Below are 16,213 nucleotides of genomic sequence, written 5' to 3' on the forward strand. Positions count from 1 at the left end.
CGATGTACACCGTTCGTTTTTCAATTAAGAGAACTTTTTTGGGCGATAGATTGAAACGGGGGGAGAAAATTGACGCGATGATCGGGGAAAACCATAATGAAGTTACCCAACCCCTTTATGTAAAAATTGTATGGAGCGTTATCATGGACCCGATCAGTAGAATGAATTCCCTCATTACAGAAAGTTTTAATTCTGTAAAAGCATCACAGTCAGAAGTACTTGAAACCTTGGCGTCGACAACGGCGAAAGTGTTTGAAGAAATCACACACACCACACCAAACTGGAGGCAGATGCTCACGGAAATAGCCAATGACGCTACCTGCACCAATTATGTTGGCCATGTTGTGTCGAACAGACAAACACCCGTAGAGCTTCTTGAGTCTCAGTTAACAGACACAGCCGTCGTCAATGAATTGCGAGTGACAGCGTTTGTGGTTTACGAAATGGTGGATCGTGGTTGCCCTAAACCAAATCTGTTGAAAGATTTGGATACCGCCATTCAGAACGTTACCTTGAAGTCATTAAACAGCTTCCGTAAGTTGTTACGCCGCCATAACTACGATATTGATTATTTGTCAGATCGAGTACAAGAGGCTGCGCTAGAAACAATACGTGCTGCTCGTTGTTATAAGCATACGGGAGTGGCCAGTTTTGATACTTATGCGAGTGCTCGTGTTAAAACCGTGGTGTCTCGAAAAGAGCTTCACCACACCCTGATGGTGAAAGTGTCCGATAGAGATATCGCGGGAGCTTATTCAAAAGCGATTGAAATTAATTCTGAGAAAACCAATAACAAGCTCACTCCGGATTCTAGTGCTTCATCGTACCTACCAAAACCCGTTTACGATTTTGAACAAGGTTCTAATGATAATCGATACGGTGTTACAAGTGCTTTTAGTGACAACGTGGTGTCGGACATGACTCATCATAAATTGAGACAACACTTAATCGCTCAATTGAAGACGCTCAATTCGAATGAGAAAATTGTGATAATGAATGAGATGGGGTTGGTAGCCGGTACACTCAATCGTAATGATTTGGTTGTATCTTTAGGCTTTTCGTCATCACGATACACTCAAGTCAAGACAAGCGCCTTACAAAAGCTCGGCGCACACAAGTCACTTTCTAAGTCGTGGGAACGTGCGCTGGCTTAGTTAATGAACTCTATCCCACTCCCATTGGCATTATTGTTCGGCAGAGTACCGTTAGTTTCGGTATTCTGCTTTTTGTGGTCTGTACCTTGGTATTGATCAGCAATTGGAGTCGCAGCTGGTGGTGCGCTTTGCGTGTAATTGAAAGAATCTTTAATCTGCGCGTATTTACCAATGAAGGTCGTTTTTGCAGAACCTATAGCGGCTTTACGAGCTTTGCTAATAATCAAATGAGCGATACCAGGTTCATTTTGAGGATCATACATTTCCGGTCGATAAATGAAGCAGATGATATCGGCGTCTTGCTCCAGAGAGCCTGACTCTCTTAAGTCGGAGTTCACTGGACGTTTATCAGCACGCTTCTCAATATCCCTAGACAGTTGGGATAGTGCGATTACTGGTACTCCTAATTCTTTCCCGAGCCCTTTGAGCTGTCGTGATATTTCAGAGACTTCCAAGTTTCTATTGTCAGTTTTGTATTTTTCACTGGTAAGCAGCTGGATGTAATCAACACCAATCCCTGAAATCTTTCCATTATGCTGTCGATAAAAGCGACGTGCGCGACGACACAGCTCCTCGACGGTCATTGAATCGTCGTCAATCTCAATATTGTAATCACTGGATCTACCTAGCGCAGAAGAACAATCAGACCATTGAGTATCACTCATGCTGGCGTTTCGAATGTTGCTAAGAGGTACGCTTGCTAAGTTGGATAACAAATTTTCACCAATTGAGTCTGAGCTCATTTCAATGGAGAAAAATAGAAATGGTGCTTCGTTCTGATAACTTGAGTTTTTTATAACGTTTAAGAGAAGGGTCGTTTTTCCGTGAGATGGACGGCCTGCAAGTATGATGAAATCTGCAGGTCGAAATCCACCAAGCGCTTCAAAACATGCGAACCCAGATTTAAATACATTAAATTCGCCTTTGTTTCTACGTTCCATGTTGTCCAGCGTTGCGACAAAGGCATCTTTCAATGAAATTGGACCACTCTCATTATTCTTTTCTACTTCGTCATAAGACTCAATAACAGAGTGCATGGAACATATGATTTCATCTGTCATCTTGTTCGACGAACATTGTGTTAATAGCTTTTGAAGCTCAACCTGAAGTGTTCGTTTGTTGTTGGTGTCGTTAATTTGCGAAACGTAGTCAGAAAGAGCATTTATGTTTGCTGGTTGCGCTAGTGACTCCATTGCAACGGTAGTGATTGCGTCAACTCCCTCTTGCCCGTAGGCCGCGTACACTCGCGCTTTGATCGTGTTTAAATCGACTGATTGCTTATCTGCGTGCAATTGGAAGCATGTTTCGATGAGTACCCGTGTCGCTGTATCACTGACAACGTTGGTTTCTAGATCGAGTTCGTCAATAACGCCATCGCAGGAGAGGATGAGGTTAATCACAGGGTGGTATAAATTAAACTTTAACATCGTCATGCCCATCGGATACTAGGACATAGTTGATACAACTTTTTGCAGGGAATTTAGATAATTGAGTGGGGGAGGTGGTAGGGAAACCCAAAATTTTAAAAAGGAGTGGGTTAAATCGCAACAATCAAACGATTTGATTTCGGGCTTCCCTAAATTACTAAAGTGAGGCGTCGATTCCTCCATCATAATCAAAATCGACGGACTCTGTTGGAGTGCTAATCAATGCATCGATTATGTTATTACGTCGTGTCGTGTGGTATTTGCCTGAAGGGAGCTTTTGCATGAAACCATCGGTGATCTGGTTGATGTCCAATGAGTAGCCCAGCTTCGAAATCTCGCCATGAAGCTTGAACATCACGTTATCCGATATGTAGTGATAAGCAGTACTGCGCGATATATTTGCGTAGGTTCGATAGAGATCTTCACATGGTTCCATTTTGAACTCATCTTCCAAAAGACTTGAGCTGCATTGAGAAAACAGCAAGTTTACTCGTGCATCTAAGTAATCGGTACGGCTGGGTGTGAGCATATAAACGGCCAAACACGCGAAGGCGACAATTAAGCACGCTGCGGTTCTGACAGGGACACACTTAGTATTCATTTCCATAACGTTTTCCAATTCTATTCATCAAGACAACCCAATATCAGAAATATGGCATAGACAGTCATGCCGAAATGAAATTAGTGGAACGATTTTCAGTGTTTCCCTCGATTTGAATAGAAAAAAGTGACCTCCTCTCGTTTAAGACGATGCCTCATGATGTGATGGAATCGAGTTCCATTGTCAAATAAGGGGCATAAATGGCCTCGCTAATTCGTAAATTCAAGTGATTAGACGTGTATAACTGACAGCCAGAGTCTAAATCTTTCTTAGAGTAGCCGAGGCAGTTAATGAAAAAGACGATTGTGTTGTTGAGTTTGATGACGGTCGCTTCGATGACATTCGCTGATAATTCAGATAGTAAAACGACGCTAAAGCTCCCGTCGAATTCAGTCGCTTGCTATGGAACAGTTGCAGGAATGTGTGATTCTCAGTGGGCTCCAATTACTCATGAACAGTTGGTTTCAAATGTTGCCGGAGAACCTAGCATCGTGACGTCGATTCACTATTTTTTTGACCGAGATGACAAGATTATTCTTGAATATACGACGGTGGAGATGGACTACATACAAAGGATGTCGCAATACATCGGTGGTCGAGTATTGGGCTTAGAAGGGTATTTTGGATTAGGTGACGATAAACATGAGTATTTAGCTCTGCAGGAATCGATAGTCTCTAAAGAATGCCCTAAGAAGAACGGATGCCAAATTCTGTTCGAGTTTATTGATAGCCTGCGTGACTAAGACAGAACCAAACATCGATGCATAGAAGGCTGATGAAATGTTTAAAAGTATAGAGTTACAAAAGATAGCTGACTGGTGCAATGAACGAGAAATGTTACCGAATCGTGTAGTCATTTTGGATGTAAAAGCGGCATGTCGTTCACTCGGTATTTTCATTGAGCATTCAGTATCAAATGAGGAAATAAAGGAAATTGAATCGTTAATGCTGAAGCAGTAAATACAACATGGATATTGAGGTGAAAATGGTTAATTCAGAGCAGAATTCAATGGATAAGAAAACGGGCATAACACTAGCGATTGGTATTCTGACGGTGCCTATTATGATGCTCAGTATGGTTGTGTACGGCATAGCAACAAGTCCTAATGAATTGGTGCAAAGCAAACCCGTTACCGTTGTTACTAAGTATTCTTTATTCAATAGAACAGTATTACTTCTAAGTGATGATGGGGTTTACAACACGAGTAGAGCTTTCTCGTTCCATTTAGAGCATGGCGACGAACTGACGCTAAACCTATACCAGAATAACCGTGAAGAACTTTGCATTTTAGATAAATGTGAATAAAGAGAGTTCGGCCAAAGGAGAAAATGAAGTGTGCCTTATACATATAAGTTGATCTGCGAACAATTCTATTTCATTGGATATGAACAGCTTTTTCTATCGCGAAAGTTTAGGCGAGCGATTGCCAAAACTGAAATGCACCGAGCATGGTTAGCGGGAAATCAAGGAAACATAGGTGTGGCTGAAGGCGTTTTATATAGAGAGTGGTTCACTGATCGCAAGCATCATACAAATGCCACTTTCAAGCAGCTATGGCGCTGCATAAGTCGATAACAAGGGGAATTCAATGCATGTAGCAAAACCAAACTTCGCAGCAACAATTCATTTTACTGTTGGTATCAAGAAAAGTGCTGCTGTCACTAAAATTGACGAACGTTGGCTAAGTTCTCATGAAGGTTGTGACGTGTTTGAAAATGACCTCATCGACGAAGGTGCAATAGCGGTTCTGGAATGCGTTGGCATTGATTTGGATGAAGAAGGTTCATTTGAAGTTGAAGTGCTTGGATTCGCTAAATATGAGGAGTCTCCTGACTACGAAATCGTAGAACTTAAACCAGTAGCAGCGTAACAAGGAGATAATAATGACAAACCTTCTTTTAATCATTTCAGTTGTGATAGCGACATTGGTACTCCAAAAGACGATTGCTTATTTGCGAAACGCTAAGGAAAAAAGTAACAAGGAAAAAGCATTAAAGCTATTGAAAGCCAACGGTTACGAGCCTGAATTGTACCTCGCGACTATCGGAACGGACGATCTTCAACTGAGAGATGCTTTAGACCAGTTCGCATTCACTGGTCATGTAATCAAAAATCGTCACGGAGACATAATCGGGGGGGTAGTTCCTAAAGCAAAACCTGGTTTAACTAAGCCTAGCTTGAAGCTAGTTGTTTCAAATGACTAGTGAGGGACAGAACTATGAAACACCCAACTTTAAACACAATTGCGAACATATGTTTTTTTGCAATGACTTTCTATTTGCTTTTACAGCCAAGCACTCAAAATTGGATTTTGTTTGATGTGTTATCTCTATTTACAGGAAAAGACAGCGAAGGTTTTAATTTGTACCTTTTGATAGCTATTCATTGGCTGTTGTATGCGATCATTTTTGTTCATGTAAAGGATGTAGCACGTTATGGATCTATGACATTGGCTATTCAGCACGCGGTTGAAGAAGACAAAAAAGTTAAGTCGGAAATCAAACAATGAAAAAATTCATATGCGGGTTATTACAACTGTTGGCGTTTGCATGTATAGGAGCTTCTGCGCTCATTCTGCTTAGTGAACCTGATCTGGTTGGTAAAACTTTTTACATTAACGATCCACAATGGCCAGAAAACATGTTGAAAATTTACTTTTATCCATTGTCAGCGTTCGCGCTACTTACGTTGAGCAAGTTAATGGCTCCTAGTCAAAGTTCAAATAGTTGGTAGTAGGTGTCGTCAGACAAAAAGTAGAGGGGACATATCGTGAACATTCTGAACAAGTTCAATCCATATATTGGCCATCGTGCTTACGTCATTGGCCCTTTAATGATTATGTATGGTACTCAGTTGGCTTCAGTAAAATTGCTGGCAATGACGTTTACTGTTTGTGGGTTACTACTCATGATAAGTCGACCTTTCGCAGAACTTGGTAAGGGCAAACTTATTCAGACAACCAGAGGGAAGAAAGGGTCATGAACATTGAATGGTTAAAGCATCATAAACCCATGTTGGTTGGTTTGTTATGTCCTATTTGCTTTTATCTGGCCGCACCAACAATCACCACAATTGCGCCTGTGACAGCTTTTGTAGAGGAGCGCTTTGAGGTAGGAACGATAGCGGAGTATTTGGATCAAACCGCACCTAAGCGTGAACAGTTTATCGAAATACATAATGCTGCATTTTTCTCTCTTTTGATGCGCTTTGGCTCATCTCGTTTGTTTGATGAATTGGCTGAACTTCAGTTAATGAAAATCGATACTGAAAATTACATAGATTCAATCAGTTATCATACGAAAAAATCATAGAAAGGGGAGCGTATGTTTTTTAAAAAAAAGAACACCATTGATTGGACATCAAAACCCATACATAGCTCACTTAATAAAGCTTCGAAATCAGAAAGTGATCGCGTTGTCGGGGACTTCCCTCATCAAAAACTTCCGCTCAACGAGTGAAGATTAAAGATGAAGAGAAAAGGTGTATCACCACAGGAACATACTTAGTCAGTACTGACTTTCAATCATTGGCCACGAAAAGGAGAATCACCGTGTTTTTCTTGCCAGATATCCATGACACCAAATTAGATACTGTTGCTTTATCAAACGCGAGTAGATGCAGCATTGTTGCTGAAGTCGCAGGAGAGAAGTATGTCCCGAGAGACTTTCTTAACTTACTTGTGGTTGGCGAGGGGGGCAAAATCGGCAGTAAAGTAAAAAATACTAACGATTCCTATGACTTGGGTCCCGCTCAGGTGAATACAATCCATTCCAAATACATCTTACGAAACTACCCTAATAAGTCTTGGGTAGATGTTGCCACTGACCCTGTTCTCAATATCAGCATCAGTGCTGATATATTCAAAGGATGCCTTACCTACGCTAAGGGTCATGTTTGGGAAGCCGTCGGTTGCTATAACTCAAAGACAGTCAACATCAAGACCAATTATCTAATCAGAACAATGAAAACTTGGGATTACATTCTGAAACGACCATCCTTGAACTGCTCGGAGTATTGGTATCAGGATTAGAGATAACTTCGACTCCCCAAATATCAAATAGCAGCTCAAATTCCCTTCGCTATTTAGCAAAATCGACTTCTACCACAAGTAATATGGGGTTCTCATGTTTATAGGAATTCATTATGTCGATACGTATAAATCGAAAGACACTGACCCTATGTGGCGTACTCGTACTGTCTGGTGTTTTGGTTCTAAAGTTCTCTTCTGTTTTCTTCGATGATTCTCATGCCTATGTTGGCCAGTGGAGCTCTGTATCGTCAGACGGCGCTGCAGAATTCAACGTCGGAGCTGACTACATTGAGGCGTTTGGGAAACGATTACCCGTTGACGTGATTGTTAATGATGACGGCTCTGTTTTGGCTCAGTCTCCAAACCAAAACTTTAGAATAACCAAAACCACCAGCGGTGTTGAGTTAACGGTTACACGTAGGTACATCGAAGAACCGGTCGAGAAGGTTTATGAGCTGACTCTAAAGCAGTAAGCGTTCGTAAAGACGTTCTAAATCAACTTCATATTACTGAGAGCCATCGTAACTAAATGATAGTGCTCAGACGTGTATAACTACTGCATTATTGAATCAGAATGAAACGCGAGAATGCTGGATATAAAGTACATCAAAGACACATTTAAAGTTCCTGTTTGGCAAGTGTTGTTGCGGTTACCTGAATCGTATCTGGACACGAGACAAGTGGTGTCTGACTTTTCCTATCTTACGGACAGTGACTGTGTGGTTATTCAAGGGACAGTGACTTCTATTTCTGAATCATACAATCGAACGACTGTCATTAATGGCAGCATTGTTGACTCCCGAAACGTCGCTCAACGTTTTTCTCATTTTGCCAAATTAGACAGTGAATACGGCCAACAATTGGCAAGTCGACTTAATGATCGAGGTTATTACTTGTGCAAAGTGAAACAAGTCGGAACCGCGCTGTTTATCAACCACCCGCAGCCATTGAATGAAAAATTCATTGGTAAAATCACTCCGGTCTATAAAGTCAAAAGTAAGCAACTCAAAGGGTTGAAGTATGCTGAGTTTTTGGAGCAGCATATTGATGAACTGATCCCATTGACGGCAAGAAAGATACGAGAAGAATTAGCGAAATTAAATCTAAGCAACGGGAAAATTAGACGGTTGTTAGAAGCGCACTCGCTGTGTTTAGAAGACGTTTTGAGATTTGTGCATTTCCCAAATTCATTGGAAGAAAGTGAACAATGCAACGCTATACTACAAAGAATAGCAGCTACTTTGTTGTTCTCAGAAGTGGAAGGCGAACCAAATTTAACTCACCCATTTCAGCTCGACAAAGACGATACCTATTTCAATGATGTCGTCCCGTTTCAACTGACGGATGAACAATTGGATGCCGTGAGCGGTATCAAAGCCGCGATTAACAACAGAGCCCCACGAAGTGTCTTATTCGGGGATGTGGGGACGGGGAAAACCGTCATTGGCGCGATACTGACACGTCATGTTGTTGATGCTGGTGGTTGTGTCGTCATTATGGTTCCCAACCTAATATTAGGAGCCCAAATCTATAAAGAGATCGACAACTGCTGGCCAGATATTGGCATCGAGTTTTTATTGTCTGAGAGTGAGCATGACAACTTCGTAGGTAAAGGCTATCGATGCATCAACGAGATGACAGAAGACACCCGTGTCGTGATTGGTACGACGGCTTTGCTCCATCATCACAACAATATGCCTATCGACCTACTGTGGATCGACGAAGAGCAAAAAATGGGGCTTGAACAAAAAGAATCCACATTAATAACTCATGGCCGGACACATCTGTTGTTGTCGAGTGCGACGTGCATTCCTAGAACGCAAGCGATGATGAGTTTTGGCATGCTGCCGTACTTCAAATTAACCAAGTACCACACACCTAGAGAAGTGATCACTACCCGTTACGAGCATACCCAAATCGATGAGGTTATCTGTCGAGTTGAAGAACGCATCAATCGTGGTGACAAGGTGTTAATCATTAGCACCATGAAAGGTGAATCCAAAGCTCAAGCTGTTTCACACAGAGCCAGTGCTGAACAACTCTTTGATGACTGGAAAGCGATGTATGGTGACATCGTTAAATTGTCCCATGGTGGGTTGTCTAAACAAGACAATGAGACTGCCATAAATGCAATGAAGTCGGGTGAGGGGAAAATATTGATTGCGACCACATTGATTGAGGTTGGGATCACAATACCAAAACTGAACTATGTCGTTGTGCTGAACCCTGAAAATCTTGGTGTGGTTACGCTGCACCAGATCCGAGGTCGCGTAGCGCGGGAAGGAGGTATCGGGCATTGTGACCTACTGCCTACTACCCAACTCAAAACGCCATCCATAGACCGACTGGATTTGTTGGTCAATCACTCTGATGGGTTCAGTTTGGCAGAGGCTGACTTGCAATTACGGGGTATGGGGGACTTAAAGAATGGCAACAATCAGTCAGGAACGTCGAAATGCATTTTGGTCGACCAACAATTATCGCTTGGTCTGCTAACCGATACCTTAGAAAGACTGACAGGAAAGGGATCAGAAACCTAAACGAATTAATTTCTGAAACTGACATCACGCTCAATAAATGACAGTCAGGCATGAGCAATTTACGGAGAGCACCATTATGCTAATTAAATACAAAAATTATTCTGATCTGGATGATTCTACTTTAGAGCATATGGATAAATTGAAGTACTCTGATTTATTCCATCAATTGAAAATTCAATTTGAAACAATGTGCGGTTCTACTTACAGTTTCGGGGATATTTTCAATACACAAATTAATCAAACTGAGATTGTAGAACATAACTGGATGGTTTCAATACCAATTCAAAACCAACTATTCACTCTTGATAGTGTAAGAGAGTCGATACCGGAAAGCGAGAAAGGGATTAATGTACGTTGTTTTCTTGACCCGAATCTCTATGAGCTCATTTTCTTTGTCGACCCTAGAAACCCAAAAGAATTGATCGGGTTTTGCAGCTTAAGTAAGTTTGAACATAACGATGATGGGTACTATTCGATTAGAGTCGTTTTGGAAATGGTCTACGTTAAGCCCAAGTATAGAAATGGCATTCGAGGTCAGATAATGGCCTATGAAACGGGTCGCTTGATATCTAGGCAAAAAGTGTTTGATGAATTTAACAACGAATATCGATATGTGGACGTCGAAGTTGCTGGTCAAGGAACTAACGCAGGAGGTCGAGCATGTTTAGAGCGGTTTTACCTCGGAATCAATTTCCACCTCGGCGGCATAAGTATTGAAGATAAAGATGGTTGTGACATTGAAATACCATCTAACGTTATTTTGTGCGATGAATATTAGCGATTTGTTCTTGCTTTAATACAAGCTCTAAAGGCGGAGTTAAACAACACTATACCTTGCGATAGTTAGTTGTGGGAAAGTGAACCTCATCCCCTGATTATCGTTAATTTAAATACATTTTCTGATGTAACACTTCACCTCTGTCACCAATAAAATTCAATTAAGCCGTGAAATAAGGCTCACTAATTTAAATTATGCAGATCTAAGTTTGGCAAACTCTTGGTACTAACTAGGAGTGTTGCTATGAAATGGTCAAACAAAATTCAAGGTATGTTGGGCTTAGGGTTGCTTGCCAGCCTTCAAGTCGCAGCTGAACCCCCAACGCAAGATTTCCTCAATGCCGACATCAATGTGGTTTCAAGTTATGAAATTGAAACCGACAAGCTAATTATGATGGAGCTGGATACCGGTGAAATGTTACTGGCCACCGGTGATGGAAAATTTCTTATCAAGGGCGGTTCATTATTCTCAACCGTTCACACCAAATTCGTAAACTCCCCACAAGAGCTTTACGCGGCATCCCATGTCGACTTGAAGAAAATGAAAATCAACCCAGAAGAAGATTTTGCGGGGTTTAACTTAAACCCATTAGCCAAAGTTTTTGGTGGGACCCTCTTTATTGCACCAACGGGTTGTAAGCATTGCGGTGACTTCGTAGAGATCCTTGAGAAGCAGCACCCTGATAAAAGATTCCGCATAGCAATCGTGCCTGTCTTCGATGATAAGGAGTATGAAAATACGTTGTTAGCCCAATGTTCCGATGATCCGGACAAAGCGCTGCACGCCTTATATGAAGGCACTTGGTCTGAAGCTAAATACCCCCGCCCACCAAATAGCCAGTGTAAAGAAGCCATTACCAAAGTGAATTCAACTTACGCGTCTCTACAGATAATGAGTCCGGGCCGTGTTGGGCTTCCTGCATTTTTCAACAACAAAACATCTTCCATTATCGGGCTGCCAACGAGTAAGGCTCAACTCACGTCCATTATCGTAGAAGGAATAGACCTATGATTAAACAAATTATATTGATCTCATTTGTGTTGCTTACTTTAGCCGGTTGTTCTGTCGTAGGTGAAGAGGAGGGCGTTTGTCCTGGAGCTAAGAGTGGAGTTGCTTGCGCGTCCGTCCGTGAAGTTTACGAGCTTACCAACGTTTACAACAATGCGGAGGACTATGCCAAAGCGACAGGCGATGAACGTGTAATGGTTACCGATGAAGATGGAGAGATGATTACAGGTAAAGAATATAAAGAAAAATACGGCACAGAATTGCCAAAAGAAGCAGGTGAAACACACTCAAATCAACCACCAAGCTATTCTCAAGCCCCTGCATTATCCAGCCCTGAAGCTGCATATCAGCACTTACTTCTACCTGCTCCTGAACCCGTGGCGATGCGTAAACCAGCCGACATTGTTCGAACTTTGGTTCGCCCATATACCGACAAAGAAACTTTGCAGATCCCTGGTTACGGTTTCATTGAAGCAACGCAAAGAACTTGGGTTGTCGACAGAAGCGCTAAAACTAACGACTCGCAGTACGTCAATTTCCATGTAAGAAAAGAAAGCCAAGAACAAAATTACGGCGTGAATGACGATGGCCAAATAGGTGTCGAGTCGCGCAATGCTAGACCGGCCATCAGCGATTCTGAGTTAAGAGAGAGCGCGAGAAGTAATGCGAACTCGCTAATCGACCAACTGCGTCAATAAGGGGTTTATACCATGGGTGCGATTTCAAGATTTTTTAAGCAGTTCGAAAACTCAAAGTTTGGTGATTTACTTCCGGTGTTGGATTACAACCGGAAGCACAAATACTTCGAACTCGAAGACAGTTACATTGGCTTAATGTACAAGATCGAAACGGTGCCTGCCGTAAACGATGAGTTACAAGAGCTGTTAGAACAGGTCTACAAAGCAGAGTGGCCGGAAGATACGTTCATTCAGGTAATTTTTTGGGCAAATGATGATTTAAGTCCGTTTACCAATAATTTCTCAATGTATCACGGAGGAAGGCAAACCGGAGATACCAACGAAAGGCTGAACTCGATTTCAAAAGGTTTGATTAACCACTTTAAGCAATCGTCTCAAACAGGGTTCGGTGACAGTGATTGTCGGGCGCGAATTTTTGACTGTTATTTCGTCGTGAAAGTCCCAATGAAAGGTAATTTTGGTGTGCCTACCAAAAAGGAGCTTAAGCACTTCAACAATCTACGAACGGATACAGAAGAGTCGTTAAACAAAGTCGGCTTGTTCTGTACCCCGTTAGATCAGTGGGGCTGGTTACACTTCATGCAAAGGCTCATGAACAGAAAAGACTCGGCAACGTGGCGCAAAGGGGATATCAATAAAAACGAAGCCTATATGCCCCGAGATCAAGTTCAGGAGCAGGGCGGGAAAGTTGAGTTTACCGAATCGCGAGTACTCATTGATGAACGGCCTATATCGATGCTTACTCCCAAGGAATACCCTAAAACGCTGGGCTTTGGTGACATGCTGAATGTCTTTAGTGATTGGCGCTATGGGCATTCAACCGCATGGTCGAACTTTATGATCATACTGAATGTCCATTACCCCAATGCGAAAAAAGAAGCAGGTAAGGTCAAGCGTCGCCGTAAATACATGACAATGCAGGCGAACAATAAATTAGTGAATTGGAATGACACGGTTCGCTGGCAAAGAGCTGACTTCGATGAAGCCTTTACTAAACTCGAACAAAAAAAATCACGGATGGTGAATGCATATCTCCAGTTCATGATTATTGGCGATGATGAAGAGCATCTAGAAACAGAAATTGCGCGTTTCAAAAAAGTTGCGTCCACACCTGCGGGATTTGAATTGGAAGAAGACAAATACATGACTTCACCCATGTTTGTCCATTCATTACCCTTTGCACCAGACCCTGTTACCCGTAAAAGGCTAGATCGATACAACCTAGTTCCGTCAGATGTCTGCGCGTTCATGAGCCCGATAATCTCCAGCTCTTCTGGTAACTCTCCAAGTAAACCGGTAATCCCATTTGTAACACGGGACATGTCGATGTTTGGCTTTAACCCGTTTGAAACGGATGGGTCAATGAATGGCATAGTTGTGGCTGAGTCAGGCTCAGGCAAGTCAGTGCTCGTCCAATACATTGTTACGTGCATATTGGGGTCGGGCAAAATGCCAAGCCGACATCTTTGGAGCATGATGAATTTGCCCAAAGCCGAAGTCGATAAGTTGATGAAGACCGCTTATAACATTGCAGAAGCCAAGCGCGATGGTGGTATGGCTATGATTATCGATGTTGGTCGAAGCTACTACCGTTTATGTGAAGCGCTAAATGGCCAGTTCATCAGTTTTGGTCAAGATATGAAATTCTCGCTAAACCCGTTCCCTTCAATTGTTGAATTCAGTGGTAAGGAAGGGCAAGCCGGTATGATTCTGGAGATGCTGTCAGTGATGGCTGAACCAAATGGTACGCTTACGACCTTACAAAAGCGAGGCATGACCACCATCTTGAAACTCATGTGGGATAAGCATGGTCGCGACTCAAGTGTAACCATCTTCGCTGACATGTGTTCTGCAAGTACGCGTAAAGAGCTCAACGACATTGGTGAACAGCTAAAACCATTCCGTGAAGGCGAAATGTTTGGCGAAATGTTTACGGTCAATAAGCCGCCGCCTACGTTGGATAACTCGTTCATTGTGTGTGAGTTGGAAGAGCTGAAATCGCAACCAGAATTACAGGTGATTGCTCTAATGCAGATCATTAACCTGTGCTATCAACACTTCTTCTTGGGGGATGCAAAAGCTGGCTCTCAACGTCGTTCGAAAGCGTTTATTGTAGACGAATGTTGGGAATTTCTTAAGGAAAATCAAGGGAGTGGCGCTGCTAATCCTGTTTCGACGTTCCTTGAAAGTGCGTTCAGGCGTTTTAGGAAAGTAGATGCGAGCGCATGGATCATCACGCAACTATTGAGTGACCTGTACGGTTCATCAGTAGGTAAAGCCATTGCCGCAAACTGCGTATATCGTTGCTTCCTGTATCAGAAGTCAGACACGATTAACCAAGTGAAAAATGACAAGCTGGTGGCACTGTCAGACCAAGAATTCGAAATTCTGAAATCGATTCGGACGCGTAAAAATAGGTACTCAGAAATCTTCTTCCAAATTGGTGATGACATCAAAGAGGTCGTGCGTTTTTACGCGCCTCCAGCGATGCTGCTGATGTACTCCACCGATCCGAAAGACAAAATGGAATTGGCGGCCTTGATGGAGCAGGGGTATACCCAAGATCAAGCCATCGACAAAATCTTGGAAACGCGTCGCGTCGAATCGTTTGCGACTGACATGGATGACCTTGAAAATGATGATGAAGAACAAGTGGATAACGCAGCGTAATTCACTGATTTTATGGTCTTTATATTAATTATTTGAATAATATCCATCCACTGAGACAAGCAGGCTTTTGGCCTGCTTGTCAATTTAAACACCAAATTCCCCTCTTTGTTTGAAAACATTATTTTCGACACTCCTTACAATGAAACTCTCATCCCAACAATGGTCGCGATTGTAATGAAATTTTTAACTATGGTTTTAAGCTCTTTGATCTGTATGAGTTCTGCTATGGCGAACTCCAGTGATGACATAATTAGCCGTTACAAAGAGGCATGCGGTGTGGAGTGTGGGGACACTATCGCCTATTTATCACGCTATGCTTCTGCTCAATGTAATATTCCATATGCATCAGTCGTAGAAACGACTGTGGAACTGACTGGGCTCCAATTTGTGGCTATCTCAATCGGGGTTCAGCACCCGCTTGGCCCCTCATTACAGAATTATGCTGTGAAGAGCCTTGATTGTTCGGATCTTCACAAATGGTCTAAGTCGATAGAAGATTATGCGTTCGTTCTGGAGGCAAATAATGGACTCCAAGGCTCGAATGTTTCTAGTGGTAACTAAAATCGGAGAGGTTTTAGATGTTGAGTATTAATCAATTCGATGGGTCAACTGGCACCAAACATAACGCATCATGGCTGATTGTGTGTGTGATTGTGGTTCTCTTGACGATTGCGACGGTCTTTGTCTGGGTTACGAGAGCGAACCGGTTTAGCGAATATACGATGATGGAACAATCATCACGCGAGTATATTTTAAACCTGTATTCGATGGACAGCTCAACATTGAATTCAAGGACCATTCTGTGGCCTGATTTTGCCATGACTCATGGGGGGGTGAAATCAGTGAACCTGGTGACAAAAGTGTGTCAGTCTGAGTCATCGAATCACACATGCTTTTTTGCCTATCAAACCGCATTTAAAGATCAGGCTCATACCATGACATATGGTGTGAGAGCGACCAGAGATGAAAGTGATGAATTGAACATCGAACTACTTAATGCAACAGGGGGGCGATTGTTATTGTCCATGCCCGATCCATTTGTCAATTACAACACGACGGAGATGGTGCAATGAGAGCTCTATATTTTATATTTGGTTATATCCTACTTCAATTCGGGGTGGTGACTTTCTTAACAAACCCTTTTGATAGCATGTTCCTAACAATACTTTGCTTTTTAGTTGTGTTGGCATGCTACTGTCTTGTCTCACCGTTCATCAGAGGCCAACTACAAGAGCTCACACATTTTGACAAATTTGTCTCTGAAATTTATCAGTCAAATCGACGTCATCCATTGTCTGAAAAGTTT

At 42.3% G+C, this 16,213-nt stretch carries 19 protein-coding genes; 17 read left to right on the forward strand and 2 right to left on the reverse strand.

The features are described 5' to 3' along the window. Positions 1-143: 143 nt before the first annotated feature. Positions 144-1,154, forward strand: coding sequence for a hypothetical protein (locus BCT34_RS03255; RefSeq protein WP_102305726.1), 1,011 nt, complete (start codon positions 144-146; stop codon positions 1,152-1,154). Here the strand turns inward: BCT34_RS03255 and BCT34_RS03260 are convergent. Both BCT34_RS03260 and BCT34_RS03265 read right to left on the reverse strand, forming a co-directional pair. Beyond that, positions 1,151-2,581 carry a DnaB-like helicase C-terminal domain-containing protein gene (locus BCT34_RS03260; protein ID WP_157936593.1) on the reverse strand — a complete coding sequence of 477 codons (1,431 nt, stop codon included), beginning with the start codon at positions 2,579-2,581 and terminating at the stop codon, positions 1,151-1,153. The two genes, BCT34_RS03255 and BCT34_RS03260, sit on opposite strands and share 4 nt — an antisense overlap. A gap of 157 nt (positions 2,582-2,738) precedes the next feature. Further along, positions 2,739-3,188, reverse strand: a complete 450-nt coding sequence (locus BCT34_RS03265; protein ID WP_102305728.1) for a hypothetical protein — start codon at positions 3,186-3,188, stop codon at positions 2,739-2,741. A gap of 284 nt (positions 3,189-3,472) precedes the next feature. On the opposite strand from BCT34_RS03265, the gene BCT34_RS03270 reads away from it, so the two are divergent. The 16 genes from BCT34_RS03270 (at position 3,473) to BCT34_RS03360 (ending at position 15,980) form a co-directional block, all read left to right on the forward strand. Further along, positions 3,473-3,925 (forward strand): hypothetical protein, encoded by a 453-nt coding sequence (locus BCT34_RS03270; protein WP_102305729.1) that lies wholly within the window; start codon positions 3,473-3,475, stop codon positions 3,923-3,925. Positions 3,926-3,962: 37 nt separating this feature from the next. After that, a complete protein-coding gene (locus BCT34_RS03275) occupies positions 3,963-4,142 on the forward strand; it encodes a hypothetical protein (protein WP_102305730.1) in 180 nt (59 codons plus the stop codon). Between the two features lie 49 nt (positions 4,143-4,191). After that, positions 4,192-4,488 carry a hypothetical protein gene (locus BCT34_RS03280; RefSeq protein WP_157936594.1) on the forward strand — a complete coding sequence of 99 codons (297 nt, stop codon included), beginning with the start codon at positions 4,192-4,194 and terminating at the stop codon, positions 4,486-4,488. Positions 4,489-4,771: 283 nt separating this feature from the next. Further along, on the forward strand, positions 4,772-5,053 hold the full coding sequence (locus BCT34_RS03290; RefSeq protein ID WP_102305733.1) for a hypothetical protein: 282 nt from the start codon (positions 4,772-4,774) through the stop codon (positions 5,051-5,053). A gap of 13 nt (positions 5,054-5,066) precedes the next feature. After that, the gene (locus BCT34_RS03295) at positions 5,067-5,387 is read left to right on the forward strand and encodes a hypothetical protein (protein WP_102305734.1); all 321 of its coding nucleotides are present in this window, start codon (positions 5,067-5,069) and stop codon (positions 5,385-5,387) included. A gap of 14 nt (positions 5,388-5,401) precedes the next feature. Beyond that, positions 5,402-5,692 carry a hypothetical protein gene (locus BCT34_RS03300; protein ID WP_102305735.1) on the forward strand — a complete coding sequence of 97 codons (291 nt, stop codon included), beginning with the start codon at positions 5,402-5,404 and terminating at the stop codon, positions 5,690-5,692. Positions 5,693-6,161: 469 nt separating this feature from the next. Continuing rightward, positions 6,162-6,494 carry a hypothetical protein gene (locus BCT34_RS03315; RefSeq protein WP_102305738.1) on the forward strand — a complete coding sequence of 111 codons (333 nt, stop codon included), beginning with the start codon at positions 6,162-6,164 and terminating at the stop codon, positions 6,492-6,494. Between the two features lie 239 nt (positions 6,495-6,733). Continuing rightward, positions 6,734-7,213 carry a transglycosylase SLT domain-containing protein gene (locus BCT34_RS03320; protein ID WP_086714973.1) on the forward strand — a complete coding sequence of 160 codons (480 nt, stop codon included), beginning with the start codon at positions 6,734-6,736 and terminating at the stop codon, positions 7,211-7,213. Between the two features lie 113 nt (positions 7,214-7,326). Continuing rightward, positions 7,327-7,686, forward strand: coding sequence for a hypothetical protein (locus tag BCT34_RS03325; RefSeq protein ID WP_102305739.1), 360 nt, complete (start codon positions 7,327-7,329; stop codon positions 7,684-7,686). A 114-nt stretch (positions 7,687-7,800) separates the two neighbouring features. Beyond that, the gene (locus BCT34_RS03330) at positions 7,801-9,753 is read left to right on the forward strand and encodes a helicase-related protein (RefSeq protein ID WP_102305740.1); all 1,953 of its coding nucleotides are present in this window, start codon (positions 7,801-7,803) and stop codon (positions 9,751-9,753) included. A gap of 76 nt (positions 9,754-9,829) precedes the next feature. Beyond that, on the forward strand, positions 9,830-10,531 hold the full coding sequence (locus tag BCT34_RS03335; protein WP_102305741.1) for a hypothetical protein: 702 nt from the start codon (positions 9,830-9,832) through the stop codon (positions 10,529-10,531). 243 nt (positions 10,532-10,774) lie between these two features. Continuing rightward, positions 10,775-11,542 (forward strand): hypothetical protein, encoded by a 768-nt coding sequence (locus BCT34_RS03340; protein ID WP_081230270.1) that lies wholly within the window; start codon positions 10,775-10,777, stop codon positions 11,540-11,542. After that, positions 11,539-12,237: a TraV family lipoprotein gene (locus BCT34_RS03345; protein ID WP_102305742.1), complete on the forward strand. Its 699-nt coding sequence runs from the start codon at positions 11,539-11,541 to the stop codon at positions 12,235-12,237. Before BCT34_RS03340 ends, BCT34_RS03345 begins: the two co-directional genes overlap by 4 nt. A gap of 12 nt (positions 12,238-12,249) precedes the next feature. Beyond that, positions 12,250-14,907, forward strand: coding sequence for a TraC family protein (locus BCT34_RS03350; RefSeq protein WP_102305743.1), 2,658 nt, complete (start codon positions 12,250-12,252; stop codon positions 14,905-14,907). A 225-nt stretch (positions 14,908-15,132) separates the two neighbouring features. After that, a complete protein-coding gene (locus BCT34_RS03355) occupies positions 15,133-15,468 on the forward strand; it encodes a hypothetical protein (protein WP_102420834.1) in 336 nt (111 codons plus the stop codon). A gap of 17 nt (positions 15,469-15,485) precedes the next feature. Beyond that, positions 15,486-15,980, forward strand: a complete 495-nt coding sequence (locus BCT34_RS03360; protein ID WP_102305745.1) for a hypothetical protein — start codon at positions 15,486-15,488, stop codon at positions 15,978-15,980. Positions 15,981-16,213: the final 233 nt, after the last annotated feature.

The sequence above is a fragment of the Vibrio sp. 10N.261.45.E2 genome, from assembly GCF_002875705.1.
Lineage (GTDB): Bacteria > Pseudomonadota > Gammaproteobacteria > Enterobacterales > Vibrionaceae > Vibrio.